This window comes from Streptomyces sp. NBC_01351 (assembly GCF_036237315.1).
In the GTDB taxonomy this organism is placed as follows: domain Bacteria; phylum Actinomycetota; class Actinomycetes; order Streptomycetales; family Streptomycetaceae; genus Streptomyces.
On the sequence record NZ_CP108356.1, the window covers coordinates 3,456,766 to 3,483,378 of the forward strand.

At 68.1% G+C, this 26,613-nt stretch carries 21 protein-coding genes and 3 tRNA genes; 3 read left to right on the plus strand and 21 right to left on the minus strand.

Translation table 11 applies throughout. The features are described from left to right. Nucleotides 1-32: 32 nt before the first annotated feature. Nucleotides 33-2,486 (plus strand): YfhO family protein, encoded by a 2,454-nt coding sequence (locus tag OG625_RS15635; RefSeq protein WP_329380772.1) that lies wholly within the window; start codon nt 33-35, stop codon nt 2,484-2,486. A 90-nt stretch (nt 2,487-2,576) separates the two neighbouring features. Here the strand turns inward: OG625_RS15635 and OG625_RS15640 are convergent, their stop codons facing one another. From OG625_RS15640 to OG625_RS15690, 11 genes are all read right to left on the minus strand, one after another. Beyond that, entirely contained in the window at nt 2,577-6,476 is a 3,900-nt protein-coding gene (locus tag OG625_RS15640) for a DNA-directed RNA polymerase subunit beta' (RefSeq protein WP_329380775.1), read from the minus strand. A 97-nt stretch (nt 6,477-6,573) separates the two neighbouring features. Beyond that, the gene (rpoB, locus tag OG625_RS15645; RefSeq protein ID WP_329380778.1) at nt 6,574-10,056 is read right to left on the minus strand and encodes a DNA-directed RNA polymerase subunit beta; all 3,483 of its coding nucleotides are present in this window, start codon (nt 10,054-10,056) and stop codon (nt 6,574-6,576) included. Nucleotides 10,057-10,606: 550 nt separating this feature from the next. Then, nucleotides 10,607-10,990, minus strand: a complete 384-nt coding sequence (gene rplL / locus OG625_RS15650; protein WP_329380780.1) for a 50S ribosomal protein L7/L12 — start codon at nt 10,988-10,990, stop codon at nt 10,607-10,609. Between the two features lie 110 nt (nt 10,991-11,100). Next, nucleotides 11,101-11,631, minus strand: coding sequence for a 50S ribosomal protein L10 (gene rplJ / locus OG625_RS15655; RefSeq protein ID WP_329380783.1), 531 nt, complete (start codon nt 11,629-11,631; stop codon nt 11,101-11,103). 260 nt (nt 11,632-11,891) lie between these two features. Beyond that, the gene (locus OG625_RS15660; RefSeq protein WP_329380785.1) at nt 11,892-12,797 is read right to left on the minus strand and encodes a hypothetical protein; all 906 of its coding nucleotides are present in this window, start codon (nt 12,795-12,797) and stop codon (nt 11,892-11,894) included. A gap of 73 nt (nt 12,798-12,870) precedes the next feature. Beyond that, nucleotides 12,871-13,815 carry a hypothetical protein gene (locus tag OG625_RS15665; protein ID WP_329380787.1) on the minus strand — a complete coding sequence of 315 codons (945 nt, stop codon included), beginning with the start codon at nt 13,813-13,815 and terminating at the stop codon, nt 12,871-12,873. A gap of 196 nt (nt 13,816-14,011) precedes the next feature. Next, nucleotides 14,012-14,740: a 50S ribosomal protein L1 gene (rplA, locus tag OG625_RS15670; protein WP_329380789.1), complete on the minus strand. Its 729-nt coding sequence runs from the start codon at nt 14,738-14,740 to the stop codon at nt 14,012-14,014. A gap of 88 nt (nt 14,741-14,828) precedes the next feature. Next, complete coding sequence (gene rplK, locus OG625_RS15675) at nt 14,829-15,263, minus strand: 50S ribosomal protein L11 (protein WP_030710298.1); 435 nt, start codon at nt 15,261-15,263, stop codon at nt 14,829-14,831. A gap of 165 nt (nt 15,264-15,428) precedes the next feature. Beyond that, nucleotides 15,429-16,373, minus strand: a complete 945-nt coding sequence (gene nusG, locus OG625_RS15680; protein ID WP_329380791.1) for a transcription termination/antitermination protein NusG — start codon at nt 16,371-16,373, stop codon at nt 15,429-15,431. 84 nt (nt 16,374-16,457) lie between these two features. After that, entirely contained in the window at nt 16,458-16,739 is a 282-nt protein-coding gene (gene secE, locus OG625_RS15685; RefSeq protein WP_329380794.1) for a preprotein translocase subunit SecE, read from the minus strand. Nucleotides 16,740-16,846: 107 nt separating this feature from the next. Further along, a tRNA-Trp gene (locus OG625_RS15690) sits at nt 16,847-16,919 on the minus strand. A 193-nt stretch (nt 16,920-17,112) separates the two neighbouring features. On the opposite strand from OG625_RS15690, the gene OG625_RS15695 reads away from it, so the two are divergent. Together OG625_RS15695 and OG625_RS15700 are read left to right on the plus strand one after the other, a co-directional pair. Continuing rightward, nucleotides 17,113-18,339 (plus strand): pyridoxal phosphate-dependent aminotransferase, encoded by a 1,227-nt coding sequence (locus tag OG625_RS15695; RefSeq protein WP_329380796.1) that lies wholly within the window; start codon nt 17,113-17,115, stop codon nt 18,337-18,339. 211 nt (nt 18,340-18,550) lie between these two features. After that, a complete protein-coding gene (locus OG625_RS15700; RefSeq protein WP_329380799.1) occupies nt 18,551-19,570 on the plus strand; it encodes an adenosine deaminase in 1,020 nt (339 codons plus the stop codon). Here the strand turns inward: OG625_RS15700 and OG625_RS15705 are convergent, their stop codons facing one another. The 10 genes from OG625_RS15705 to OG625_RS15750 all read right to left on the minus strand — a co-directional run bounded on the left by OG625_RS15705 (nt 19,571) and on the right by OG625_RS15750 (nt 26,608). Continuing rightward, complete coding sequence (locus OG625_RS15705; RefSeq protein ID WP_329380802.1) at nt 19,571-19,987, minus strand: hypothetical protein; 417 nt, start codon at nt 19,985-19,987, stop codon at nt 19,571-19,573. It lies immediately after the preceding gene. A 16-nt stretch (nt 19,988-20,003) separates the two neighbouring features. Continuing rightward, on the minus strand, nt 20,004-21,119 hold the full coding sequence (locus tag OG625_RS15710) for a UDP-N-acetylmuramate dehydrogenase (RefSeq protein WP_329380804.1): 1,116 nt from the start codon (nt 21,117-21,119) through the stop codon (nt 20,004-20,006). Nucleotides 21,120-21,145: 26 nt separating this feature from the next. After that, nucleotides 21,146-21,571, minus strand: coding sequence for a DUF3291 domain-containing protein (locus OG625_RS15715; protein ID WP_329380806.1), 426 nt, complete (start codon nt 21,569-21,571; stop codon nt 21,146-21,148). A 65-nt stretch (nt 21,572-21,636) separates the two neighbouring features. Next, nucleotides 21,637-23,085: a DHA2 family efflux MFS transporter permease subunit gene (locus tag OG625_RS15720; protein ID WP_329380808.1), complete on the minus strand. Its 1,449-nt coding sequence runs from the start codon at nt 23,083-23,085 to the stop codon at nt 21,637-21,639. A 139-nt stretch (nt 23,086-23,224) separates the two neighbouring features. Next, nucleotides 23,225-23,794, minus strand: coding sequence for a TetR/AcrR family transcriptional regulator (locus OG625_RS15725; protein WP_329380809.1), 570 nt, complete (start codon nt 23,792-23,794; stop codon nt 23,225-23,227). A gap of 1,309 nt (nt 23,795-25,103) precedes the next feature. Continuing rightward, complete coding sequence (locus OG625_RS15730) at nt 25,104-25,532, minus strand: MaoC family dehydratase (protein ID WP_329380811.1); 429 nt, start codon at nt 25,530-25,532, stop codon at nt 25,104-25,106. A 1-nt stretch (nt 25,533) separates the two neighbouring features. Next, nucleotides 25,534-25,986 carry a MaoC family dehydratase N-terminal domain-containing protein gene (locus OG625_RS15735; RefSeq protein WP_329380813.1) on the minus strand — a complete coding sequence of 151 codons (453 nt, stop codon included), beginning with the start codon at nt 25,984-25,986 and terminating at the stop codon, nt 25,534-25,536. Between the two features lie 175 nt (nt 25,987-26,161). Beyond that, nucleotides 26,162-26,326 carry a 50S ribosomal protein L33 gene (gene rpmG, locus OG625_RS15740; RefSeq protein ID WP_006604855.1) on the minus strand — a complete coding sequence of 55 codons (165 nt, stop codon included), beginning with the start codon at nt 26,324-26,326 and terminating at the stop codon, nt 26,162-26,164. Nucleotides 26,327-26,414: 88 nt separating this feature from the next. After that, nucleotides 26,415-26,487: transfer RNA gene (locus OG625_RS15745), tRNA-Met, on the minus strand. A 48-nt stretch (nt 26,488-26,535) separates the two neighbouring features. Continuing rightward, nucleotides 26,536-26,608: transfer RNA gene (locus OG625_RS15750), tRNA-Thr, on the minus strand. Nucleotides 26,609-26,613: the final 5 nt, after the last annotated feature.

Sequence of the window (26,613 nt, forward strand, 5' to 3'; positions counted from 1 at the left end):
GTCGAGCAGCAGGGAGCAGGACATTGGGGACCGTGGCACCGGAGCCGACCGCCGTCGACTCTCCTCCCCCGGGAGGCCCGGACCGGCCCCCCCGCCGCCGCGCCGCCCGGCTCTACGGGCCGCTGCTCGCCTTCCTGATCACCTCGGCCGCGTTCTGCGCGGCCTGGGTGGCGCGCGGCACCTTCCCCTTCGGCAACACCGGCCGGGCCATCAACGACCAGGCCAACCAGTACGTGCCCTTCCACCGGGCGCTGTGGGACCTGGTCCACGGCCAGGCCGCCGGCGACGTGCTCTTCACCTGGCGCGGCGGCTTTGGCCAGCAGTTCCTGTCCGACTACTACACGTACCTCGGAAACCCCTTCTCCTGGCTGACCGTCCTCGTCCCGCGCGCCCACGTCGACCTCGCCGTCTTCGCGATCACCCCGATCACGATGGGCACCGCCGCCGCCCTGATGGCGGTGTACCTCGGCAAGCTGCACCCCGGCCCGTGGTGGCAGCGGGGCGTGCTCGGAGCCACGTACGGCCTGTGCGGCTGGGCTCTCAGCGACGCCTCCTACATCCCGATGTGGCTGTGGGGCCTGGTGGCGCTGCCCCTGCTCGGCATCGCCGTCGAGTGGTGCCTGGAGGAACGCCGCTGGCCGGGCGTGGCCCTGCTCGTCGCACTCGCCTGGTTCGGGAACTTCTACACCGCGATGATGGCGACGATGGCCGCCTGCGTGTTGCTGGCCATCCGCCTGATCACCCGCGACATGACGGGCGCCCAGCGCCTGCGCGCCCTCTGGCGCGCGGGGACCGCCGCGGCCACGGGCATCCTGCTCACCCTCCCCCTCCTCCTCCCCTCCTTCCTGTCCAGCGGCTCGGCGCAGCCCACCAAGGTCGGCGACTTCGACCCGGTCCGGATCGAGATCTTCCTGTCGGGCATGCTCCCGGCGACCCACCTGTGGGGCGGCCGCCCCCGCCTCTACGTCGCCTCGCTCGGCCTGATCCTGGCGGGCTCGTTCGTCCTCAACACGCGCATCGCGAAGCGGACCCGGCTGGTCTGGGCGGCCGCGATCCTCCTCGTCGCCAGCTCGTTCCAGTTCCCGCCGACCCAGTACGTGTGGCACGGCCTGGCCGTCCCGAACGGCAATCCGTACCGCGAGGCCTTCGTCTTCAGCGGCATGGTGGTGATCGTCGCCTGGCTGGCCCTGGCCAACCGGCCGCGCCCCCTGCACCTGGCCCTGTCCGCCGCCCTCCTCGTCGTGGCCACCTTCGTACTGCGCCACACCAACGACTTCGGCGGCTGGACCTGGCCCGCCGTCCTGGGCGGCGGCGCGCTCTCCCTCCTGGCGCTGGTCCTCCTCCGCCTCGGCGAGAAGCGCCGCTACCTGGTCCCCGTCGCCGCGGTCCTCATGGTCGGCGTGGTCTTCGCCGAGTCCACGGCGGCCGCCGTCAACGCGGACTCGCGCCGCGCCCGCGAGCGCTGGGCGAAGCCGTCCGCGACCTCGAACCAGTCGATCACCAACCACTTCGACGCCGTCCGCCGCGTGGACGGCTGGCCGGCCTACCGGACCGACTCGGGCGCGCCGCAGACCTCGTACAACGACGCCCTCGCCCTCCAGGCGGAAGGCCCGCAGTACTACAGCAGCTACCTGCCCGAGGTCACGTACCGCGCCCTCGAACCCCTCGGCTACGGCTACAAGAACGACGGCCGGACCTTCTTCGGCGCCGACAACCCGGTGCTCGACGCGATCTTCTCCATCGGCGCCCGCGTCCGCCCGGACACCGCCCCGAACAGCTGGACCGGCTCCACCTTCCCGGCTCCGCCGCTCGTCACGGTCCGCACGGCCCCCTACACCTCGCCCCACCCCGCGGACAGCGTCTACGCCCGCCAGGAGAACGTCCTCGGCGCCACCGTCTACGAGGTCCCCGAGGTCACCCGCGGCGGCACCGCCACCGAGCAGACGTACGCGGCCCGCTGCACCCCCGGCTCCGAGGCCTTCTGGTACTCCCCCGCCCTCTACGGCACCCTCACCACCGGCGCCACCGAGAAGCCCCTGGAGGACCGGATGACCGGGGTCACCCCCCTCGGCCCGGTCCCCGCCTCGGGCGAACTCGACGTCAAGGTGACCACGCGGACCAAGGACGCCACGGCCGGCACCCACCCCGTGGGCTGCCTGAACCGCGCGGCCCTCGACCGGACCGTCAGCCACCTCACCGCCACCGGCGCGACCTCGGTCGACACGGGCGGCCACACCATCGAGGCCACCCTCCCCCCGGGCGCCCGCGGCACCGCCGTCCTGGCGATGACGAACGTCCCCGGCTGGCAGTGCTCGGCCCCGATCCGTGACTTCCACGGCCTGGTCTCCCTGGACCTCCCCGCGGACACCACGAAGCTCTCCTGCACCTTCACCCCGAAGGGCCTCACCCCGGGCCTCACCGGCGCGGCCCTGGCCCTCCTCACCCTGGTCTCCGTCACGGTCGCCGCCCGCCGCCGCCGCGCCTGACCCACGCGCACCCCGGACGGGAAACGAAGAAACCCCCCGCCGCTCCTCTCGGAGCGGCGGGGGGTTTCTTCTTACGAGCTGTACGAGCTACTAGCCGTTGTACGGGCCGTAGTCGTAGTCCTCCAGCGGGACAGCCTGGCCGGAGCCGGTGCCGAAGGGCGAGTAGTCGATGTCGTCGTAGCCGACGGCCGAGTACATCGCGGCCTTCGCCTCCTCGGTGGGCTCGACCCGGATGTTGCGGTAGCGGGCGAGGCCCGTACCGGCCGGGATGAGCTTACCGATGATGACGTTCTCCTTGAGGCCGATCAGGGAGTCGGACTTGGCGTTGATCGCCGCGTCCGTCAGAACCCTGGTCGTCTCCTGGAAGGACGCCGCCGACAGCCACGACTCGGTCGCGAGCGAGGCCTTGGTGATACCCATCAGCTGCGGACGGCCGGAGGCGGGGTGACCGCCCTCGGTGACCACACGACGGTTCTCGGTCTCGAACTTCGACCGCTCGACCAGCTCGCCCGGCAGGAGCTCCGCGTCGCCGGACTCGATGATCGTCACGCGGCGCAGCATCTGCCGGATGATGATCTCGATGTGCTTGTCGTGGATCGACACGCCCTGCGAGTTGTAGACCTTCTGGACTTCGCCGACCAGGTGGACCTGGACGGCACGCTGACCGAGGATGCGCAGCACGTCGTGCGGGTTGGTGGCACCCATGGTGAGCTTCTGGCCCACCTCGACGTGGTCGCCCTCGTGCACGATGACCTTGGCGCGCTTGGAGATCGGGAACGCCGTCTCCTCGCTGCCGTCGTCGGGCGTGATGACGATCTTCTTCGTCTTCTCGGTCTCCTCGATCCGCACGCGGCCGGCGGCCTCGGAGATCGGGGCGACACCCTTCGGGGTACGGGCCTCGAAGAGCTCGACGACACGCGGCAGACCCTGCGTGATGTCGTCACCGGCCACACCACCGGTGTGGAAGGTACGCATCGTCAGCTGGGTACCGGGCTCACCGATGGACTGGGCGGCGATGATGCCGACCGCCTCACCGATGTCGACCAGCTTGCCGGTGGCGAGCGAGCGTCCGTAGCAGAAGGCACAGGTGCCGACCGCGGACTCGCAGGTCAGGACCGAGCGGGTCTTGACCTCCTCGACGCCGTTGGCGACCAGGGCGTCGATGAGCACGTCACCGAGGTCGACGTTGGCCGGCGCGATGACCTTGCCGTCGATGACGACGTCCTCGGCCAGCATGCGGGCGTAGATCGAGGTCTCGACGTCGTCGGCCTTGCGCAGCACGCCGTCCTCGCCGCGAACGGCGATCTTCAGCTTCAGACCGCGCTCGGTGCCACAGTCCTCCTCGCGGATGATCACGTCCTGCGAGACGTCCACCAGACGACGGGTCAGGTAACCCGAGTCGGCGGTACGCAGGGCGGTGTCCGCCAGACCCTTACGGGCACCGTGCGTGGAGATGAAGTACTCCAGAACGGTGAGGCCCTCACGGAAGGACGCCTTGATCGGACGCGGGATGGTCTCGTTCTTCGCGTTCGACACCAGACCACGCATACCGGCGATCTGTCGCATCTGCATCATGTTTCCTCGGGCACCCGAGTCAACCATCATGAAGATGGGGTTCGTCTTGGGGAAGTTCGCGTTCATCGCCTCGGCAACCTCGTTGGTCGCCTTGGTCCAGATCGCGATGAGCTCCTGCGTGCGCTCGTCCTTGGTGATCAGACCGCGCTCGTACTGCTTCTGGACCTTCTCGTCCTGCTCCTCGTAGCCCTTGACGATGGCCTTCTTGGCCTCGGGCACGACGACGTCGGAGATGGCCACGGTGACGCCCGAACGGGTCGCCCAGTGGAAGCCGGCCGCCTTCAGGTTGTCGAGCGTCGCCGCCACGATGACCTTGGGGTAGCGCTCCGCCAGGTCGTTGACGATCTCGGAGAGCTGCTTCTTGCCCACCGAGTAGTCGACGAACGGGTAGTCCTCGGGCAGCAGCTCGTTGAAGAGCGCGCGGCCCAGGGTGGTGCGCAGACGGAAGCTGTCGCCCGGCTGGAACTCCTGCTCGCCCTCTTCGGCGACCGGGTGCACCCAACCGCGCGGCGGGATGGTGCCCACCGGGAAGCGGATGTCGACGGCCGACTGGAGAGCCAGCTCACCGTTGTCGAACGCCATGGTCGCCTCGGCCGTGGAGCCGAACGCGCGGCCCTCGCCCTTGACGTCACGGAGCTCGCCGTCGGTGGTGAGGAAGAACAGACCCAGCACCATGTCCTGGGTCGGCATGGTGACGGGACGACCGTCGGCCGGCTTCAGGATGTTGTTCGAGGACAGCATCAGGATGCGGGCCTCGGCCTGCGCCTCTGCCGAAAGCGGCAGGTGCACGGCCATCTGGTCACCGTCGAAGTCCGCGTTGAACGCGGTGCAGACGAGCGGGTGGATCTGGATGGCCTTGCCTTCGACCAGCTGGGGCTCGAAGGCCTGGATGCCGAGGCGGTGCAGCGTGGGCGCACGGTTCAGGAGAACCGGGTGCTCGGCGATGACCTCTTCGAGCACGTCGTAGACGACCGTGCGGCCGCGCTCGACCATGCGCTTCGCCGACTTGATGTTCTGCGCGTGGTTCAGGTCGACCAGGCGCTTCATCACGAACGGCTTGAAGAGCTCCAGCGCCATGGCCTTGGGCAGACCACACTGGTGCAGCTTCAGCTGGGGACCGACGACGATCACGGAACGCGCGGAGTAGTCCACGCGCTTGCCGAGAAGGTTCTGACGGAATCGACCCTGCTTGCCCTTCAGCATGTCGCTGAGGGACTTCAGGGGACGGTTACCGGGACCGGTCACCGGACGACCACGACGACCGTTGTCGAAGAGGGCGTCCACGGCCTCCTGAAGCATGCGCTTCTCGTTGTTCACGATGATCTCGGGAGCACCGAGGTCGAGGAGACGCTTCAGACGGTTGTTGCGGTTGATCACGCGGCGGTACAGGTCGTTCAGGTCGGAGGTCGCGAAGCGGCCACCGTCCAGCTGCACCATCGGACGCAGGTCCGGCGGGATCACCGGCACGCAGTCCAGAACCATGCCCTTGGGCTTGTTGCTGGTCTGCAGGAACGCGGAGACGACCTTGAGGCGCTTGAGCGCACGGGTCTTCTTCTGGCCCTTGCCGGTACGGATGATCTCGCGGAGGCGCTCGGCCTCCTCCTCGAGGTCGAAGGACTCCAGGCGCTTCTGCAGCGCGGCGGCGCCCATGCAGCCGTCGAAGTACGTGCCGAAGCGGTCACGCAGCTCGCGGTACAGGAGCTCGTCGCCCTCCAGGTCCTGGACCTTGAGGTTCTTGAAGCGGGCCCACACCTCGTCGAGGCGGTCGATCTCGCGCTGGGCGCGGTCACGGAGCTGCTTCATCTCGCGCTCGGCACCTTCGCGCACCTTGCGGCGTACGTCGGCCTTCGCGCCCTCGGCCTCGAGCTCGGCCAGGTCGCTCTCGAGCTTCTTGGCACGGCCTTCGAGGTCCGCGTCACGGCGGTTCTCGATCTGCTGGCGCTCGACGGAGACGTGCGCCTCCAGCGACGGGAGGTCGCGGGTGCGACGCTCGTCGTCGACGAACGTGATCATGTACGCGGCGAAGTAGATGACCTTCTCGAGGTCCTTCGGCGCGAGGTCCAGCAGGTATCCGAGGCGCGACGGGACGCCCTTGAAGTACCAGATGTGGGTAACGGGAGCGGCAAGCTCGATGTGGCCCATCCGCTCACGGCGCACCTTGGCGCGCGTGACCTCGACGCCACAACGCTCACAGATGATGCCCTTGAAGCGGACACGCTTGTACTTGCCGCAGTAGCACTCCCAGTCCCGGGTAGGACCGAAGATCTTCTCGCAGAAGAGTCCGTCCTTCTCGGGCTTGAGGGTGCGGTAGTTGATGGTCTCCGGCTTCTTGACCTCGCCGTGCGACCAGGTTCGGATGTCGTCCGCGGTGGCAAGGCCGATCCGCAGCTCGTCGAAGAAGTTGACGTCGAGCACTGTGCGTCAATCCCTCTTTCGGGGTCGAGTCTCAATCATGGTCTGAACGGTCCCGGGGATGACGGGGGGCTCTTGAGCGAGCCCCCCGTCAGGCCCGTCAGACCTCTTCGACGCTGCTCGGCTCGCGCCGGGACAGGTCGATACCGAGCTCCTCCGCCGCGCGGAAGACGTCCTCGTCGGTGTCGCGCATCTCGATGGACATGCCGTCCGAGGACAGCACCTCCACGTTGAGGCAGAGCGACTGCATTTCCTTGATGAGCACCTTGAAGGACTCGGGAATGCCCGGCTCGGGGATGTTCTCGCCCTTGACGATGGCCTCGTAGACCTTCACGCGGCCGGTGACGTCATCGGACTTGATGGTCAGCAGCTCCTGGAGGGCGTAAGCGGCGCCATAAGCCTCGAGCGCCCACACCTCCATCTCACCGAAGCGCTGGCCACCGAACTGCGCCTTACCACCCAGCGGCTGCTGCGTGATCATCGAGTACGGACCGGTCGACCGAGCGTGGAGCTTGTCGTCGACCAGGTGGTGGAGCTTGAGGATGTACATGTACCCGATCGAGATCGGGTCCGGGAACGGCTCGCCGGAGCGGCCGTCGAACAGACGCGCCTTGCCGGACGACTGGACCAGGCGGTCGCCGTCACGGTTCGGGATGGTGTGCTCGAAGAGGCCCGCGAGCTCGTCCTCGCGCGCACCGTCGAACACCGGGGTGGCGACGTTGGTACCGGGCGCGACCTTGTCGGCACCGATGACCTTCAGACGCTCGGCCCACTCCTCGCCGAGGCCGGAGACGTCCCAGCCGCGGCTGGCGAGCCAGCCGAGGTGGATCTCCAGGACCTGTCCCGGGTTCATTCGGGACGGGACACCCAGCGGGTTCAGGATGATGTCGACCGGCGTGCCGTCCTCAAGGAAGGGCATGTCCTCGATCGGAAGGATCTTGGAGATGACACCCTTGTTGCCGTGGCGGCCGGCGAGCTTGTCACCATCGGTGATCTTGCGCTTCTGGGCGACGTAGACGCGGACCAGCTGGTTCACGCCCGGAGGAAGCTCGTCGCCCTCCTCGCGGTCGAAGACGCGGACACCGATGACCTTGCCGATCTCACCGTGAGGGACCTTGAGCGAGGTGTCACGCACCTCGCGGGCCTTCTCACCGAAGATCGCGCGGAGCAGGCGCTCCTCCGGGGTCAGCTCGGTCTCACCCTTGGGCGTGACCTTGCCGACCAGGATGTCGCCGGCGACGACGTCCGCACCGATGCGGATGATGCCGCGCTCGTCGAGGTCCGCGAGGACCTCCTCGGAGACGTTCGGGATGTCCCGGGTGATCTCCTCGGGGCCGAGCTTGGTGTCACGGGCGTCGACCTCGTGCTCCTCGATGTGGATCGAGGAGAGGACGTCGTCCTGCACGAGGCGCTGCGACAGGATGATCGCGTCCTCGTAGTTGTGACCTTCCCACGGCATGAACGCGACGAGCAGGTTCTTGCCGAGGGCCATCTCGCCCTCTTCGGTCGCCGGTCCGTCGGCGAGGACCTGGGACTCGATGATCCGGTCGCCCTCGTTGACGATGACCTTCTGGTTGACCGAGGTGCCCTGGTTCGAGCGGGAGAACTTGGCGACGCGGTACGTGGTGTACGTGCCGTCGTCGTTGGCGACGGTGATGTAGTCGGCCGAGACCTCCTGGACGACACCGTCCTTCTCCGCACGGATCGAGTCACCGGCGTCGACCGCACAGCGGTACTCCATGCCGGTGCCGACGAGCGGGGCCTCCGCCTTGATGAGCGGAACGGCCTGGCGCATCATGTTCGCGCCCATGAGGGCACGGTTGGCGTCGTCGTGCTCCAGGAAGGGGATCATCGCGGTCGCGACGGACACCATCTGGCGCGGGGAGACGTCCATGTAGTCGACGTCGTCGCCGGCGATGTAGTCGATCTCGCCACCACGACGGCGAACCAGAACGCGGTTCTCGGTGAAGCGCATCTCGTCGTTCAGGCCGGCGTTGGCCTGGGCGATGACGAAGCGGTCTTCCTCGTCGGCCGTCAGGTAGTCGACCTCGTCGGTGACGACGCCGTCGATGACCTTGCGGTACGGCGTCTCGACGAAGCCGAACGCGTTGACGCGGCCGTAGGACGCGAGCGAGCCGATCAGACCGATGTTCGGGCCTTCAGGGGTCTCGATCGGGCACATGCGGCCGTAGTGCGACGGGTGAACGTCACGGACCTCGAAGCCGGCCCGCTCACGGGACAGACCACCGGGACCCAGAGCCGAGAGACGACGCTTGTGCGTCAGACCCGACAGCGGGTTGTTCTGGTCCATGAACTGCGACAGCTGGCTGGTGCCGAAGAACTCCTTGATGGAGGCGACGACCGGCCGGATGTTGATCAGGGTCTGCGGCGTGATGGCCTCGACGTCCTGGGTCGTCATCCGCTCGCGGACGACGCGCTCCATACGAGCCAGACCCGTGCGGACCTGGTTCTGGATGAGCTCGCCGACGTTGCGCAGACGACGGTTGCCGAAGTGGTCGATGTCGTCGGTCTCGACGACGATCGAACGACCCGACTCACCGGTGGTCTCGGTCTCGCCCGCGTGGAGCTTCACGAGGTACTTGATGGTCGCGATGACGTCGTCGGTGGTGAGCACACCGGCGTCGAGCGGCTCGTCCGCGCCGAGCTTCTTGTTCACCTTGTAGCGGCCGACCTTGGCGAGGTCGTAGCGCTTCGGGTTGAAGTAGAGGTTCTCGAGCAGCGTCTGAGCGGCCTCGCGGGTCGGCGGTTCGCCCGGACGCAGCTTGCGGTAGATGTCGAGCAGCGCGTCGTCCTGGCCCTGGGTGTGGTCCTTCTCCAGGGTGGCGCGCATGGACTCGTACTCGCCGAACTCCTCGAGGATCTGCTCGGTGGTCCAGCCGAGAGCCTTCAGGAGGACGGTGACGGACTGCTTGCGCTTGCGGTCGATGCGGACACCGACCATGTCGCGCTTGTCGATCTCCATCTCCAGCCAGGCACCCCGGGACGGGATGATCTTGGCGGAGAAGATGTCCTTGTCGGACGTCTTGTCGATCGAGGAGTCGAAGTAGACACCAGGGGAACGGACAAGCTGCGACACGACGACACGCTCGGTGCCGTTGATGACGAAGGTGCCCTTGTTGGTCATGAGCGGGAAATCGCCCATGAAGACCGTCTGAGACTTGATCTCTCCGGTCTCGTTGTTCGTGAACTCGGCAGTAACGAACAGCGGAGCCGCGAACGTGAAGTCGCGCTCCTTGCACTCGTCGACTGAGTTCTTCGCCGGCTCGAAACGGTGGTCGCGGAAGGTCAGCGACATCGACCCGGAGAAGTCCTCGATCGGCGAGATCTCCTCGAAGATCTCTTCCAGACCGGACTTGGTGGGGACGTCCTGTCCACTCTCAAGCGCCGACTCGACGCGAGACTTCCAGGCGGCATTACCGAGCAGCCAGTCAAAGCTTTCGGTCTGCAGCGCCAGGAGGTTCGGAACCTCGAGGGGCTCCTTGATCTTTGCAAAGGAGATGCGCAGCGGGGCAGTGCTGGCACCGGTGTTCGTATTGGTCGAGGCGTTGCGCGAGGCGGCCAAGAGGGGGTCCTTCCGAGGGCTCGGACTCACTACGCGCGTACCGGTCCCAGCCGACACATAGGACCAACCTCCCAATCCGGCCAAAAGACCAGGTCAGGACGGTTCAATCACGTGTGCTTCAGCGTGGGCATGTCCCTGGCGACGGGCAGGGGACAGCTAACAGGCAGCGCAAAGGGTCAGTGTAGCCACTCGGCTCACTGATGTCCAGACCAGGTTTCCGGAAACCGGCAACAGGCCTTCCCCATGTCGTAACGTCGCGACCCTCGTACACAGAGCGCGTATCAGTACTGCCCTCTTCGTAGCCGATCCATGCCTCGGATCTCGGATCGAGGTGGTCGTGCTGCCGACGGGACTGAGAATTGCGCGCCTGGTCCCGTTCGTCAAGGCCCCCTGCTCCGTGCGGATCATCCTGGGACCCGTCTGCGGAGCAACGATGATCACCCTACTCCCCAACGAGACAGGGGCAAGTCAGGCACTGCGGATACGCCAAAGGGCGACCACCCTTACGGGTGATCGCCCTTGGTTGGGGCCCTAGAGGGCCCCAGAGGTGTTACTTGACCTCGACGGCCGCACCGGCGCCCTTGAGGGACTCGGCAGCCTTCTCGGCGGCCTCCTTGGTGACCTTCTCGAGGACCGGCTTCGGAGCGCCGTCGACGAGGTCCTTGGCCTCCTTCAGACCCAGGGAGGTCAGCTCACGCACGACCTTGATGACCTGGATCTTCTTGTCGCCGGCACCGGTGAGGATGACGTCGAACTCGTCCTGCTCCTCGGCGGCCTCGGCAACGGCGCCCGGACCGGCAACGCCGGCAACGGCGACGGCCGCGGCGGCGGTGACGTCGAACTTCTCCTCGAAGGCCTTCACGAACTCGGAGAGCTCGATGAGGGTCATCTCCTCGAACTGGGCGAGGAGGTCGTCCTGAGAGAGCTTCGCCATGATGGGCGATCCTTCCACTAATTCGGCAGGTGCCGGATGTATATAGAGGCGGGCGTAACGGCCCGCTACGACCCACGCACTAGGCGGCGTGGGTCAATGCGCGAGCCGAATTACTCGGCACCGCCCTGCTCGGCGAGCTTGACGCGAAGAGCTTCCGCAGTGCGGACGAACTTCGACGGCAGCGCCTGGAAGAGCGAGGCAGCCTGAGACTGCTTGCCCTTGAACGCGCCGGCCAGCTTGCTGAGCAGAACCTCGCGGGACTCGAGGTCCGCAAGCTTCTTGATGTCGTCGGCGGAGAGAGCCTTACCGTCAAGGACACCGGCCTTGATGATGAGGTTCGGGTTCTCCTTGGCGAAGTCACGCAGGGCCTTCGCCGACTCCACCGGGTCACCGGTGATGAAGGCGACCGCGGTCGGACCAGCGAAGTGCTCGTCCAGCGCGGTGATCCCGGCCTGGTTGGCCGCAATCTTGGTCAGCGTGTTCTTCACCACGGCGTACTGGGCGTTCTCACCAAGGGAGCGACGCAGCGTCTTGAGCTGCGCGACGGTGAGACCCCGGTACTCGGTCAGCACGGCGGCGTTGGAGCTCTGGAACGCGTCCTTGAGCTCGGCCACCGATGCAGCCTTGTTGGGCGTCGGCATGGTGCGTTCGCCTCCTTCCGGGTGATGAGGACCGCTCAGAAGGGGCTGACAAACAAAAACGCCCCGGCGTAGGCGCCAGGGCGTAGCTCTACCGAACGAAGTTCGGGAACTTTCCACAGTCACCTGCGCGGGTCGTCCGCAGTCAGCGGATCCTTCGGCCACCACACCCTTGCAGGCACGGCAACGACCAGCGGTCTTTGGCTTCTGTGGAAGCGTACGTGAAGGGGCCCAGTCGAGGCAAATCGCCTCAGGAGCCGAGCTCAGGAGCCGTCCAGCCCTCCCAGTCCGGCGTCCCGCAGCGTCTTGTCGGCCTCCTTCAGGTCCGCGTCGGCGTCCTTGAGCGTGTCGCCGATGCCCTTCATCACGGCGTCGAAGTCGGCCACCTGGTCCGCGGGCGGCGCTGCGACGGGTGCGGCCGTGCCGTAGTCGGAGAACTTCGCCGAGACCTTCGTCGTGCCGTCCTTGGTCACCTGCACCGTCTCGACGCGGACGGGGTACCCGTCCTTGCCGATCCACAGGTCCACGTCGATGCCGGTGTACTCCTTCAGCGCCTCGTGGAGGTACTGGCGGTTCGCCTCCTCCATCACCTTGGTGGAGTCGTCCGCTGCGAGCAGGTCCGCGTTGGTGAGGCTGCTCTTGTAGTGCCCGGCCTCGACGCCGTCGGTCTGCTCGGTGCCGACCAGCGTGACCTTCTGCTGGCCCAGGAGCAGCGCGAGGTAGTCGGCCGGGTCGTCGTTGAACCGGTGGCGGGGCTTCCCGTCCTTGTTCAGGTTCATCTTCATCCAGGACTTGCCCTCCAGGGGCTTGTCCATGTGGGTGTAGATGTCGTCGCCCAGCATGATCTGGCTGCCTGCGCCCGCGCCCTTGGCGTCGATGCCGGTACTGGCCGGGTACCAGCCCTTCGTACCGGTGAGCTGCTCGGACTTTCCGTCGGCGGTGGTGACGGTCATGTCGTACTTGGCGAACTTCGCGGCCGCCGTCTTCAGGTACGACGCCTTCACCGCGTCCGCGGGCTGCTGCGCCTCGGCCGTGGCCTTGCCGTCGGCCTTCCCGCCGGCCTTGTCGCCCCCGCCGCAGGCCGTGAGGCCGCCCACGAGCAGTGCGGCCCCCGCCGCGGCGACACCGGCCCTGGTCAGGGCGTGCTTGTGCATCTGGTTCTCCCCCATGGTGGTGCTTTCTTTCCGGTGGTGCTGTCCGTGCTGCGAAGGCGCGGGGCAGGTCAGACCCCGCTCGGGCCGGTCAGGCGCCGGCGCCGGCCTTGCCCAGTTCCTGGAGCATGGCGAAGAGGTCGAGCGTCTCGTTCTCCGGCGGGGCCTGGACGGTGGCCGCCGAGCCGTAGTCCGAGTAGTGGGCGTCGATCGTCATGGTCCCCTCGGGCGTGCCGATGCCGAACTTCATCTGGGCCGGGTAGCCGTTCTTGTCGACCCACACGTCCATGTCGTAGCCCTTGATGCCGGCCTTCTTCATGGCCTCGGTCAGCTGCGCCCGCTCGGCCTCCGTCAGCCCCTTGGACTCCTGGTTGGCCGCGAGCATCTCCTCGAAGGTCAGCGTGCCCTTGTAGTGCGTGGTGTCCACGCCCTCGACCTTCTCGGCGCCGACGCTCTTCACGTTCGGCGAGGCGAGCAGCAGGGCGAGCTGCTTGGCGGGGTCCTGGCTCTGCTCCATGCCGCCCATGCCGCCGAGCTTCTTCATCGCCTCCGCGTCGCCCGAGGCCGCCGCGGCGGCGTTCAGGTCGAGCTTCATCCAGCGCTTGCCCGCCATCTCCTCCGGCATCGGCGAGTCGGCCGGCATCTCCACGAACATGACGTTGTTCGACATGATCATGCGCACGGGCCCCTCGCCCTTGCCGACCGCGCCCTTCACGGTGATGTCCATGACGTTCGGGTCCCAGCCCTGCACGCCCGTCATCTCCATCGTCTCGCCCCCGCCGAGGGCGGCCGGCGTCGAGATCGTCATGCGCACCTTGGCCGACTTCGCGGCGGAGGTCTTCTTGTAGGCCGCCGAGAGGGCCTCGGTGGCGGAGCCGCCGGCCGCGGGCGCGCTGGGCTGCGCGGACGCGTCGGCCGCCTTGCCCGCGTCGTCCTTCTTGCCGCTCTGACATGCCGTGGCACCGCCCACGAGCAGCACGGCGGCCAGCGCGGCGCCGACGGTCTTCTTCCGGTACACGGACACGGACTTGGACATGGAGGTCCCCACCCCTTGATCGATCGTTTGCACGGTCGACCATACGTTCCCCGTCTGACGGATCGCGCGCCCATTACTCCCGTGTCAGCGACATGTGGCCCTGAACACGGGAAACGGGCCCCCCGCCACCCCGGTGAAGGGGGGCGAGGGGCCCGTTCAGCCACTCAGTCAGTGCGAGCCGTCAGGCCCGAACCGATCAGACCGCGGCCGGGTCTTCCTCGACGAGGAGGTTCCGGGTGCGGTTCTGGTCCAGCAGGATGCCGGGGCCCATCGTGGTGCTCAGGGCGGCCTTCTTGATGTAGCGGCCCTTCGCGGCGGACGGCTTCAGACGGAGGATCTCGTCCAGGGCCGCGCCGTAGTTCTCGACCAGCTGCTCATCGGAGAAGGAGACCTTGCCGATGATGAAGTGCAGGTTCGAGTGCTTGTCGACGCGGAACTCGATCTTGCCACCCTTGATCTCGGTGACAGCCTTCGCGACGTCCATCGTGACGGTGCCGGTCTTCGGGTTCGGCATGAGGCCACGGGGACCGAGCACGCGGCCGAGGCGGCCGACCTTGCCCATGAGGTCCGGGGTGGCCACAACGGCGTCGAACTCGTTGAGGCGGTTGCCCTTGGCGATCTCGTTGATGAGCTCGTCGTCGCCGACAATGTCGGCGCCGGCGGCTTCCGCGGCCGCAGCACGGTCACCGGTCGCGAAGACCAGGACCCGGGCGGTCTTGCCGGTGCCGTGCGGGAGGTTCACGGTGCCGCGGACCATCTGGTCGGCCTTGCGCGGGTCAACGCCCAGACGGAAGGCGACCTCGACGGTGGCGTCGAACTTGGTCGTGGTGGTGTCCTTGGCGAGACGGACGGCCTCGAGCGGGGCGTACAGCTTCTCCCGGTCGACCTTGGCGTCCGCAGCGCGGAGAGTCTTGCTGCGCTTCACTTCTGCTCCTGTGTTGATTCTTCAGGCGTGGAGTCGTGGTGCGGACCAGCGCTTGGTCCTACCACTGGTGGTACTGGAGGGGGCTGGATCAGCCTTCGACGGTGATGCCCATCGAGCGCGCGGTACCGGAAATGATCTTCACGGCGGCGTCGATGTCGTTGGCGTTCAGGTCGGGCATCTTCAGCTCGGCGATCTCCTTGACCTGGGCAGCCGTGAGCTTGGCGACCTTGGTCTTGTGGGGCTCGCCAGAGCCCTTCTCCACGCCCGCGTGCTTCAGGATGAGGCGCGCGGCCGGCGGAGTCTTGGTGATGAAGGTGAAGGAGCGGTCGTCGTAGACCGTGATCTCCACCGGCACGACCATGCCACGCTGCGACTCGGTCGCGGCGTTGTAGGCCTTGCAGAACTCCATGATGTTGACGCCGTGCTGACCGAGCGCGGGGCCGACCGGCGGAGCCGGGTTGGCCGCACCGGCCTTGATCTGGAGCTTGATGAGCCCCGTGATCTTCTTCTTCTTGGGAGGCATTGCTCTCTCCGGGTCCTAGTGAGAGTTTTTCGCCGCCAACCGGTTATCCGGATGGAGGCATACCGCACCACGATAACGGGTATCGGTGCGGGGCTGAAAACCGAGCAGGTCAGACCGCCCTTCGAGAGGCGATCTGACCTGTCCGGAAGCGTTGGATCGAGAAGATCAGTTCTTCTGGATCTGGTCGAAGCTGAGCTCGACCGGGGTCTCGCGGCCGAAGATCTCGACGAGACCCTTGACCTTCTTCGAGTCCGGGTTGATCTCGTTGATCGTCGCCTGCAGCGTCGCGAAGGGACCGTCGGTGACGGTGACCGAGTCGCCGACCTCGAAGTCCAGGACCTCGATGGTGCGCTTGACGGCGGGAGCCGGCAGACCGGCAGCCTCGGCGGCGGCCTTGTCGGCCTTCTCCTTGGCCTCCGGCGCGAGCATCTTGACGATCTCGTCCAGGGTCAGCGGGTACGGGTCGTACGCGTTGCCGACGAAGCCGGTGACACCAGGCGTGTTGCGGACGACGCCCCAGGACTCGTTCGTCAGATCCATGCGGACGAGAACGTAACCGGGCAGCTTGTTCTGCCGGACGTTCTTGCGCTCGCCGTTCTTGATCTGGACGATCTCTTCCTCGGGCACCTCGGCCTGGTAGATGAACTCCTCGACGTTCAGCGAGACGGCACGCTGTTCCAGGTTCGCCTTCACGCGCTTCTCGTAGCCCGCGTAGGTGTGGATGACGTACCACTCGCCGGGCAGCAGGCGCAGCTCGTCGCGCAGGGCCTGGACCGGGTCGACGGGCTCGGCGGGCTCGACGTCGGCGGCCTCTTCGGCCTCCTCGTCGGCTGCGTCCTCGACCTCGGCCTCGACGTCGCCCTCTTCCTCGGCGTCGCCTTCGTCCTCGGCGTCGTCGGCAGCCGGCTCTTCCTCGGCGTCGTCCTCGACCTCAGCGTCGACCTCGTCGGACTCGACGTGCAGCGCGGCCTCCTCGGCGGCGACACCGGCCTCGGCATCGGCGAGCTCGGCCTCGTCGGGGTCCACAGCGTCTGCCGCCTCGACGATGTCGAGCGCGTCCTCGACGGACTCGACGGAGTCGTGGCTCGCGTTCAGGTTCGGGTCAGACACGGTGGCTGCTTCTTCCTGGATACAAAAGGTGGTGGAACATGCGAAAACGGGCGGCACCCATCAAGGCGCCGCCCTCCGCGGGGATCAGCCGAAGACGAACTTGATGGCTTCCTGGAACCCATAGTCAATCACGGTCACCAGACCGATCATGATGACCACGAAGACAATCACCACGGTGGTGTACGTCGTGAGCTGGTTGCGAGTGGGCCAAACAACCTTGCGGAGTTCCGCGACGATCTGGCGGTAGAACAGCGCGAGACGGCCGATGGGGCCCTTCTTGCCGCGCTTGCCGCCCTTGCGGGTCTTCTTCTCGCGCGTCTCGTCCTCGGCGTCAGGCATGTCGATGGAGCCCAGGGCGTCCGTCACGTCTCTCACCTGAATCCGGGTCGTGGCCGTACCGCGCCCGGTTGCGCCGCACGGCGTTGCATCGAAGTACGTACCTGCGCACACACATCCGAGAATGGAGTGTGGAGCAGGGCCGGAGGGACTCGAACCCCCAACCGCTGGTTTTGGAGACCAGTGCTCTACCAATTGAGCTACGACCCTTTGCGTCCCCCAACCTACCGCATCCGAGCGAGTGCACGGAGTGCTCACGCTCTGCAGCGATCGGCGAGGGCCAACGACAGGTGAGTGTACGTGAACCGGGCCCTGACGTCGAACAGCACCCGACCTGACATGCACCAGTCCGTTCACTGAAACGGTGTGCGGCGCTCGTTTGCCGTCTGGGACGATTGCCCGCATGACCTCTGCAACGCCTTCCTCCGAGCGCCGGGTGTCCGCCCGTATCGGCGCCATTTCCGAGTCCGCCACCCTCGCCGTGGACGCCAAGGCCAAGGCCCTCAAGGCCGCCGGGCGCCCGGTGATCGGCTTCGGTGCCGGCGAACCCGACTTCCCGACCCCGGACTACATCGTCGAGGCCGCGGTCGAGGCCTGCCGCAACCCCAAGTACCACCGCTACACGCCGGCCGGCGGCCTGCCCGAGCTGAAGGCCGCGATCGCCGCCAAGACGCTGCGCGACTCCGGCTACGAGGTCGACGCGTCGCAGGTCCTGGTGACCAACGGTGGCAAGCAGGCGATCTACGAGGCCTTCGCGGCCATCCTCGACCCGGGCGACGAGGTCATCGTCCCGGCTCCTTACTGGACCACCTACCCGGAGTCCATCCGTCTCGCCGGCGGTGTCCCGGTCGAGGTCGTCGCCGACGAGACCACCGGCTACCGCGTCTCCGTCGAGCAGCTCGAAGCGGCCCGCACCGACCGCACGAAGGTCGTCCTCTTCGTCTCCCCGTCCAACCCGACGGGCGCCGTCTACACCGAGGCCGACGCCGAGGCGATCGGCCGCTGGGCCGTCGAGCACGGCCTGTGGGTCCTGACGGACGAGATCTACGAGCACCTGGTCTACGGCGACGCGAAGTTCGTCTCCCTGCCGGCGATCGTCCCCGAGCTCGCCGACAAGTGCATCGTCGTCAACGGCGTCGCCAAGACGTACGCGATGACCGGCTGGCGCGTGGGCTGGATCGTCGGCCCGCGCGACGTCGTGAAGGCGGCGACCAACCTGCAGTCGCACGCCACCTCCAACGTCTCCAACGTGGCCCAGGTCGCGGCGCTGGCCGCCGTCTCCGGGAACCTGGACGCCGTCCACGAGATGCGCACCGCCTTCGACCGCCGCCGCCAGACGATCGTGCGGATGCTGAACGAGATCGACGGCGTCATCTGCCCGACCCCCGAGGGCGCGTTCTACGTGTACCCCTCGGTCAAGGCGCTCCTCGGCAAGGAGATCCGCGGCAAGCGCCCGCAGACCTCGGTCGAGCTCGCGGCCCTGATCCTCGACGAGGTCGAGGTCGCGGTCGTCCCGGGCGAGGCCTTCGGCACCCCGGGCTACCTCCGCCTCTCGTACGCCCTGGGCGACGAGGACCTGGTGGAGGGCATCTCCCGCGTCCAGAAGCTCCTCGCGGAGGCCAAGGCCTAGGCCTGGAGCGGCCCGCAGCCACACCCTGAGCGGCGTCTCCCCCGAGGGGGAGCCGCCGCTCAGGCGTTTCCGGACCAGCCGCAGCCGCTGCGCGGGGCGGAGCCCCGGGAGGCCCCGCGCAGCGTCCCCACCCCCCGCTCCCACGTTCGAGCAAGCCCCCGATCGGTAAAACTGCCTCCCGCTCGGCGCGTGCGTACGGCAGGATCAACAAATGGAGCACGCACGCGACCTCACGCTTCTGCCGAAGGCCCACCTCCACCTGCACTTCACCGGCTCGATGCGCCCATCGACCCTCCTGGAGCTGGCCGACAAGTACGGCGTCCGGCTTCCGGAGGCCCTCACCGCCGGCGAGCCGCCCAAGCTGCGCGCCACGGACGAGCGCGGCTGGTTCCGCTTCCAGCGGCTCTACGACGCCGCCCGCTCCTGCCTCCGCGAGCCGGACGACATCCGTCGGCTGGTCCGCGAGGCCGCGGAGGAGGACGTACGGGACGGCAGCGGCTGGCTGGAGATCCAGGTGGATCCCACGTCCTACGCCCCCCTCCTCGGCGGGATGATCCCGGCCGTCGAGATCATCCTCGACGCGGTGGACAGCGCCTCCCGGGAGACCGGCCTCGGCATGCGGGTCCTCATCGCCGCCAACCGCATGAAGCACCCCCTCGACGCCCGCACCCTCGCCCGCCTGGCCGTCCGCTACGCCGACCGCGGCGTCGTCGGCTTCGGGCTCTCCAACGACGAGCGCCGCGGCATGGCCCGCGACTTCGACCGGGCCTTCGCCATCGCCCGCGAGGGCGGCCTCCTCGCAGCCCCGCACGGCGGCGAGCTCACCGGGCCGGCCTCGGTCCGGGACTGCCTCGACGATCTGCACGCCGCCCGCATCGGGCACGGCGTACGGGCCGCCGAGGACCCCCGCCTCCTCAAGCGGCTCGCCGACCGGCAGATCACCTGCGAGGTCTGCCCGTCCTCCAACGTCGCCCTCGGGGTCTACGAGCGCCCCGAGGACGTCCCGCTCCGCACCCTCTTCGAGGCCGGGGTGCCGATGGCGCTCGGCGCCGACGACCCGCTGCTCTTCGGGTCCCGGCTCGCGGCGCAGTACGAGATCGCCCGCCGCCACCACGGCTTCACGGACGCGGAGCTCGCCGAGCTGGCCCGCCAGTCGGTGCGCGGTTCTGCCGCGCCCGAGGACGTACAGGCCAAGCTGCTGACCGGGATCGACCACTGGCTGACGTCCTGATCACCTGGTGAGCCGCAGGTCCCCCTCGTAGCAGTCGGCGCGCACCCGGCCCCCGCCGGGGAAGCCGATCTCCAGGTGGGTGCGGCCCTGCTCGGGCAGCGCGAACTCGGCGACCGAGGCGACGGTCTCGCCGAGGTGGCGCAGGAAGGGGTGGTCGCCGAGGTCCTCGCCGACCTCGATGCGGCCCCACTCCCCCATGTCGTACGGCTCGTGCGGCGGGGCGGACTCCACGATCAGGCACTGGTCGGAGCCGGTGGTGATCCGGATGGAGTCGCCGATGCTGTCGATCAGCCAGACGTCCAGGGGTGCCTCGGAACGCTCGCCGTCGCTGATGTGCCAGGACGCGACGACTCGGCTGAGCGTGCGGCCCACGAGGCGGGTGGGGTCCGTACCGGCGCCGTGCAGGGGGCAGAGCATGGGCGGCCGGGGCTCCTCAGATGCTGACGCCGACCGTCACCGGTTCGTTGACCAGGGTGACGCCGAAGGCCGCGTGGACGCCCGCGACGACCTCGCGGGCCAGGGCGAGGAGGTCCTCGGTGGTGGCCTCTCCCCGGTTGGTGAGGGCGAGGCTGTGCTTGGTGGAGATGCGCGCGGGGCCGGTGCCGTAGCCCTTGGTGAAGCCGGCCTTGTCGATCAGCCAGGCCGCGCTGGTCTTCGTACGTCCGTCGCCCGCGGGGTAGGCGGGCGGGGCGGTGTCGGGGCCGAGGCGGTCCTGAGCGCGGGCGAGGAAGGCGGCGTAGGCCTCGTCGGTCAGGATCGGGTTGTGGAAGAAGGAGCCGGCCGACCACGTGTCGTGGTCGGCGGGGTCGAGGACCATGCCCTTGCCGGCGCGCAGGCGCAGCACGGTCTCGCGTGCGGTGGCGGCGGGGACGCGGTCTCCGGCCTCGACGCCGAGGGCGCGGGCGGTCTCGGGGTACTTGACCGGCGCGGACAGCCCGCCGGCGTCCTCCAGGGCGAAGCGGACGCGGAGGACTACGTAGCGCTCGGGCTGGTCCTTGAAGGTGCTGTTGCGGTACCGGAAGTCGCACTCGGGGGCGGTCAGCGTGACCGTTTCGCCGCTGGTGCGGTCGTAGGCGACGACCTCGGTGATGGTGTCGCAGACCTCCTGGCCGTACGCCCCGACGTTCTGGATCGGGGTCGCGCCGGCAGAGCCGGGGATTCCGGCGAGGCATTCGATACCGGCGAGGCCGGCTTCGACGGTGCGGGCGACGGCGTCGCTCCAGTTCTCGCCGGCGGCGAGCTCCAGGGTGGTGCCGTCGAGGGTGAAGCCGGTGGTCGCGATGCGCAGGGCGGTGCCGTCGAAGCCCCGGTCGCCGATGACCAGGTTGCTGCCGCCGCCGATGACCAGGAGCGGGGTGCCGCTCTCGTCCGCGGTGCGGACGGCGGCGACCACCTCGGCGTCGGTGGTCGCGGTGACCAGACGACGGGCGGGGCCGCCGAGGCGGAAGGTGGTCAGCGGGGCGAGGGGGGCGTCGTGGAGTTCCTGCACGTGGACAAGAGTACGGTCCGCGCCCCTCGCATCCCTGCGGGGCCACGGACCGCGGCTCACTGGTCGGATCGGTCTCGCTGGTCGGACTACTGCTCGGACTTCTGGCCGGACTCCTGGCCGGACTCCTGCTCGGCGAGGCGGCGCTCGGCCTCCTCCCAGCTGATCGGCAGTTCGGAGGCCCGTACGGTCCAGAAGGTGAAGGCCGATTCCTTCATGTACGCGCTGGCCGCGCGGGAGCTGGTGCGGTGGGGCTCGCTGCGGGCGAAGCGGTAGAGCGCGTCCCGGTCCTCCCAGGCGGAGAGGGTGAGGAAGGTGCGTCGCGGGACCCGCGCCCGGAGGGCGACGCCGTGGGCGCCGGGGGCCTTGCGGATCTGGCCGACGATGCGGGGGGACTTGAGGAAGAACCTGAGGGCGCCGATGAGCGTGGCCGTCTCGAAGCGGGAGGCCATGACGTAGACCTCGGCGTCGGGGGCGGACGGCTGGGTGGGGGTCAACCAGGGGATGTCGGGCATGGCGAGCACTCCTTAGTTCGAATCGCGCGTCGGTAAGGGTCCGATCGAAATTCCGGCCGGTGCATCTATCGAGCTGCGGGGACCTTGTCCCGGACCGCGGCGCCGGCGACGACCGGCGAGGGCGCCGACTTGCGCGGCAGCAGCAGGGCGACCACGGCGGCCAGGGCCACCGCGGCGGCGCCGATCCACAGGGCGGGGATCGTGCCGTCGGTGAAGGCCTGCGGGGACTCGTAGCCCCCCTGGGCGGAGAAGACGGAGGCCAGGACGGCCACACCGAGGGCACCGCCGACCTCCCGGAGGGCGTTGTTCGTACCGGAGGCCTTGCCCTGGTCGGCGGGGGACACGGTGGACATCAGGACGTTGACGGCGGGGGCGAAGTACAGGGCCATGCCGATGCCGCTGAGGATCAGCGCGGGCAGCTGGGCCGCGTACGACACGTCCGGGCTCAGGACCATCGCGAACCAGCCGAGGCCGAGGGCCTGGAGCGCCAGCCCGGCCGCGACGACGGGACGGCCGCCGATCCGGTCGGAGAGGATCCCCGCCAGCGGGGCGACGAGCATCGGCATGGCGGTCCAGGGGAGCATGCGCAGCCCGGCCTGGGTGGGCGTGTAGCCGGCGACGCCCTGGAGGAACTGGGCGAGCAGGAAGATCGAGCCGAACATGCCGAGGAACATCAGGAGGCTGGCCACGTTGATCGCGAGGAAGCCGCGGTCGCGAAAGAGCCTCATGGGGAGCATGGGGTTGGCGTTGTTGAACCCGTGGTGGACGAACCCGCCGACGAGGGCGGCGCCGACGATCAGCCCGGTCAGCACGGGAACGCTGGTCCAGCCCTCGGAATTGGCGTTGACCAGGCCGTAGACGATGCCGAAGAGGCCGCCGCTGATCAGCAGGGTGCCGGGGATGTCGAGGCGCGCGCCGGGAGCGGTGGACTCGGCGAGGCGCAGGCGGGCGAGCGGGATCAGGGCGAGGCCGATGGGGACGTTGACCCAGAAGATCCACTGCCAGGAGATGTGCTCGGTCAGGCTGCCGCCGATGAGGGGACCACTGGCGACGGCGACACCGCCGGCGGCACTGAAGATGCCGAGGGCCATACCCCTGCGGGCAGCCGGGACGGCGGCGGTGAGCAGGGTCAGGGTGAGCGGCATCATGATCGCGGCGCCGAGGCCCTGGACGGCCCGGGCGGCGATGAGCGCGTCGATCCCGGGCGAGAGCGCGGCCGCGGCGGAGGCACCGGTGAACACCGTGAGCCCCACGATGAACAGCCTCCGCCGCCCGAACCGGTCACCGAGGGCGGCCCCGAACATGAGGAGGACGGCGAAGGTGAGCGTGTACGCGTTCACCGTCCACTCCAGTTCCTCCAGCCCGCCGCCGAGGTCCGCGCGGATGGCGGGGAGGGCGGTGGTGACGACGAGGTTGTCGAGGGCGGCCATGAAGCTGGCGATGCCGGTGATGACGAGGGCCCAGACGGCGGGCCCCCGGAGCTTGGCACCCGTGTCCGTTTCTTGCGTGTTCACGATTCCCCTTCCCCCTGCTGTGTGCAGTTTGTTAGTTATGGATGACTAACTTTCGTGCCCATGGGTGCCCCCGAGACCGGGCGGCGGGGCCGGCGGACCCTGGCGGGCAGACCTGGCACGCCGGGCAGGCCGCGCGCCCTCACTTCTCCAGACGCCCCTTGGCGCGCGCATCGGGGTACAGCCCTTCCCAGACCCGATGCCCGGGCGGGAACCCCATGGCCGCGAGGGTGTTGATCAGCATCCCGTACGCCATGAAGGTCGTCGTCTCCTTCACGTCGCCGCCGAGCGGCACGTGAACCGTGTCCCAGAGCTCCATCCACCCCTTGCGGGCGATCTCGCCGAGCTCGTGATCACCGGCCGCCTCGGCGGCGGCGACGGTGACGTACATCTGCAGCTGCATCTGGAGCTTGTCGGGATCCTCGGCGATGAGCCTGGTGTAGGCGTTCGCCATGGCCTGCGTGGCCTCTTCACCCTGCAGCCCTTCGGCTGCGGCGGCGAAGACCTCACGGGTGTCGCGCAGGCAGCGCTCGGAGGCGGCGAGGAAGATGGCGAGCTTGTTCGGGAAGAGCCGGAAGAGATACGGCTGCGAAACACCGACCCGCTTGGCGATCGCCTCGGTGGAGGTCCCGTAGTAGCCCCCGCGGGCGAACTCATGCATCGCCGCACGAATGACGCTCTCACGCCGCTCTTCTGCGCTCATCCTTGCCATGATTTAAAGTTAGTGCTCAATCACTAACTTCGTCAAGGGGGATGTGGGGGCGGGAGGCCAGGGGGGGCGGGGGGGCGGGGGGCGGGGGGTGTGCGGCGGGGTCGGGGGTGGCGGGACCTTCACCGGGCGGCATCAGAGAGGGCTTGGGGGTTTCCCGTCAGTCCCACTGTCCTTCCGTGTCGGGCCGGCCTGTCAAGGGCGCTCCTCCTTCGTCGTCGCGTCGCTTCGCGATGGCCTTCGGCCACCCTTGACAGACCGCCCCGCCCCGGAAAGACAAGGACTGCCGGGAAACCCCCAAAAGAAGCGGGCCGGGAGGAGAAAGGAAAAGGGCGGGGCGGTCAGGGATGTCCGACCCTGCTCCGGGAGGGGGCGCGCCCTGCCCCGGGCCCTTCCAGGCCGCCGGCCAGTCGGCCGGCCATCGCCAAACAGCGACCACAAGCACCCCAGCCCCCGACAGGCGCCCCAAATCGCTACGCGCTCCTCCACGACGGCGACTGCAGCAGTCTTGGGCTGGACATAAGCCGCCACGGATCGCTACGCGCTTCTCGACAACGGCGACCGACCCCCGTCTGGGGCTGATGGGGAGCGAAACGGGCTGGCGAAAGGCCTGGAGGGGCCGTTCGTCGGCCCAGCCGAGCTGGATTCACGTCAGGACGAAGGCGTCACCACAAACTCATGCCCATAGCGGGGTAATTAGGGCAAACGGACGGCTGTTTTCGTCGGCTCCTTCGCCTGACCCCCGCACAGCTCGATATGGCCGTCATTTGGGGCTGTTTCCGCCCCAGGCGGCGGTCAGTCGCCGTCGTGGAGAAGCGCGTAGCGATCTGTCGCGGCTTATGTCCGGCCACAGACGGTCGCCGGACGCCAAGCAGCAGGAGCGCGTAGCGATCTGGGGCGTGGGGCTCGGCTGACCTGCCGCCGGCGTCATTTGGGCGCTGTTTGGCGGGGGTTGGGCCGCTGCCCGGCTTGGAGGGCGGTCTGGGAGGGCCCGGGGCGTGACGCCTCACCTGGGCGGGGCCGGACATCGCTGATGGGCCCGTCCTTGAAATCTCTGTCCCGGCCAGTTCTTTTGGGGGTTTCCCGGCAGTCTTCGTTTTTCCGTGGCGGGACGGTCTGTCAAGGGTGGCCGAAGGCCATCGCGAAGCGACGCGACGACGAAGGAGGAGCGCCCTTGACAGGCCGTCACGACACGGAAGGACGATGAGACTGACGGGAAACCCCCAAGCCCTCCCTGATTCCGCCCAGCCAGAACCCCGCCACCGGAGCCCCCGCCCAGCCGAAACCGACGACCTCTTGGCCTCAGCTCAGCTCAGCTCAGCTCGACCACCGCGCGCGACATGCCCAGAACCTTCTGGCCCGCGCTCATCGCCGTCAGGTCCACCCGGACCCGCTTGTCGTCCAACTTGGCCGCGACCTTGGCCGTCACCTCGATCAGCCCGCCCTGGTCGTCGTTCGGGACCACCACCGGCTTCGTGAAGCGCACGCCGTACTCGACCACCGCGCCCGGGTCGCCCGCCCAGTCGGTGACCACCCGGATCGCTTCGGCCATCGTGAACATGCCGTGCGCGATTACGTCCGGCAGTCCGACCTCCTTGGCGAACTTCTCGTTCCAGTGGATCGGGTTGAAGTCACCGGAGGCACCCGCGTACCGCACCAGCGTGGCGCGCGTCACGGGGAAGGACGCCGCCGGCAGTTCGGTGCCGACCTCGACGTCGTCGTACTGGATCTGTGCTGCCATGTCAGGCCTCCTCGGGGGCGCGGGAGACGAGCTTCGTCCACGCCGTCACCACGTGCTCGCCGGTCTCGTCGTGGACCTCGCCGCGGATGTCGACGATGTCGTTGCCCGCCATCGACTTCACGGCCTCGATGGTGGAGGTCACCGACAGACGGTCACCCGCACGCACGGGACGGGAGTACGCGAACTTCTGGTCGCCGTGCACGACGCGGCTGTAGTCCAGCCCCAGCTGGGGGTCCTCGATCACCTGGCCCGCCGCGGCGAAAGTGATGGCAAACACAAAAGTCGGCGGAGCGATCACATCGAGATAGCCGTGCGCCTTGGCCGCTTCCGGGTCCGTGTAGACGGGATTGGCGTCACCCACAGCGACCGCGAATTCGCGGATCTTCTCCCGGCCGACCTCATACGGATCGGTGGGCGGGTAGCTCCGCCCCACGAAGGACTGGTCGAGAGCCATGACTCACTACCTCCACAAAGAACAGGTGCAATCACAAGGACAAGACGACACAAGACGACAGACAGACGGACAGCTGGTCAGCAGCCCACCGCTGGACGCGGAAACGACACAAGGCCGCCCCCCGATGACGGGGACGACCTCATGACGGTGCCTGTTATTCGAGACTTCGCTGGGGTCAGCGGGTCTCGCGGTGCGCGGTGTGCGAGTTGCAACGCGGGCAGTGCTTCTTCATCTCAAGACGGTCCGGGTCGTTACGCCGGTTCTTCTTGGTGATGTAGTTCCGCTCCTTGCACTCCACGCAGGCCAGCGTGATCTTCGGGCGGACGTCGGTGGCAGCCACGTGAGTGCTCCTTGACGGAAATTGGGACGGATGAACGCATACAAGAGTAGCCGACCGGGAGACCGACCCCGCAATCGGCTACTGTGTGTAGCGGCGACCGGACTTGAACCGGTGACACAGCGATTATGAGCCGCTTGCTCTACCGACTGAGCTACGCCGCTTTGATGTGATCGACTCCCCACCCGAGGGTGGGGAACCTCTCTCACCAGAGCCCCAATGCGGAATCGAACCGCAGACCTTCTCCTTACCATGGAGACGCTCTACCGACTGAGCTATTGGGGCGAGCG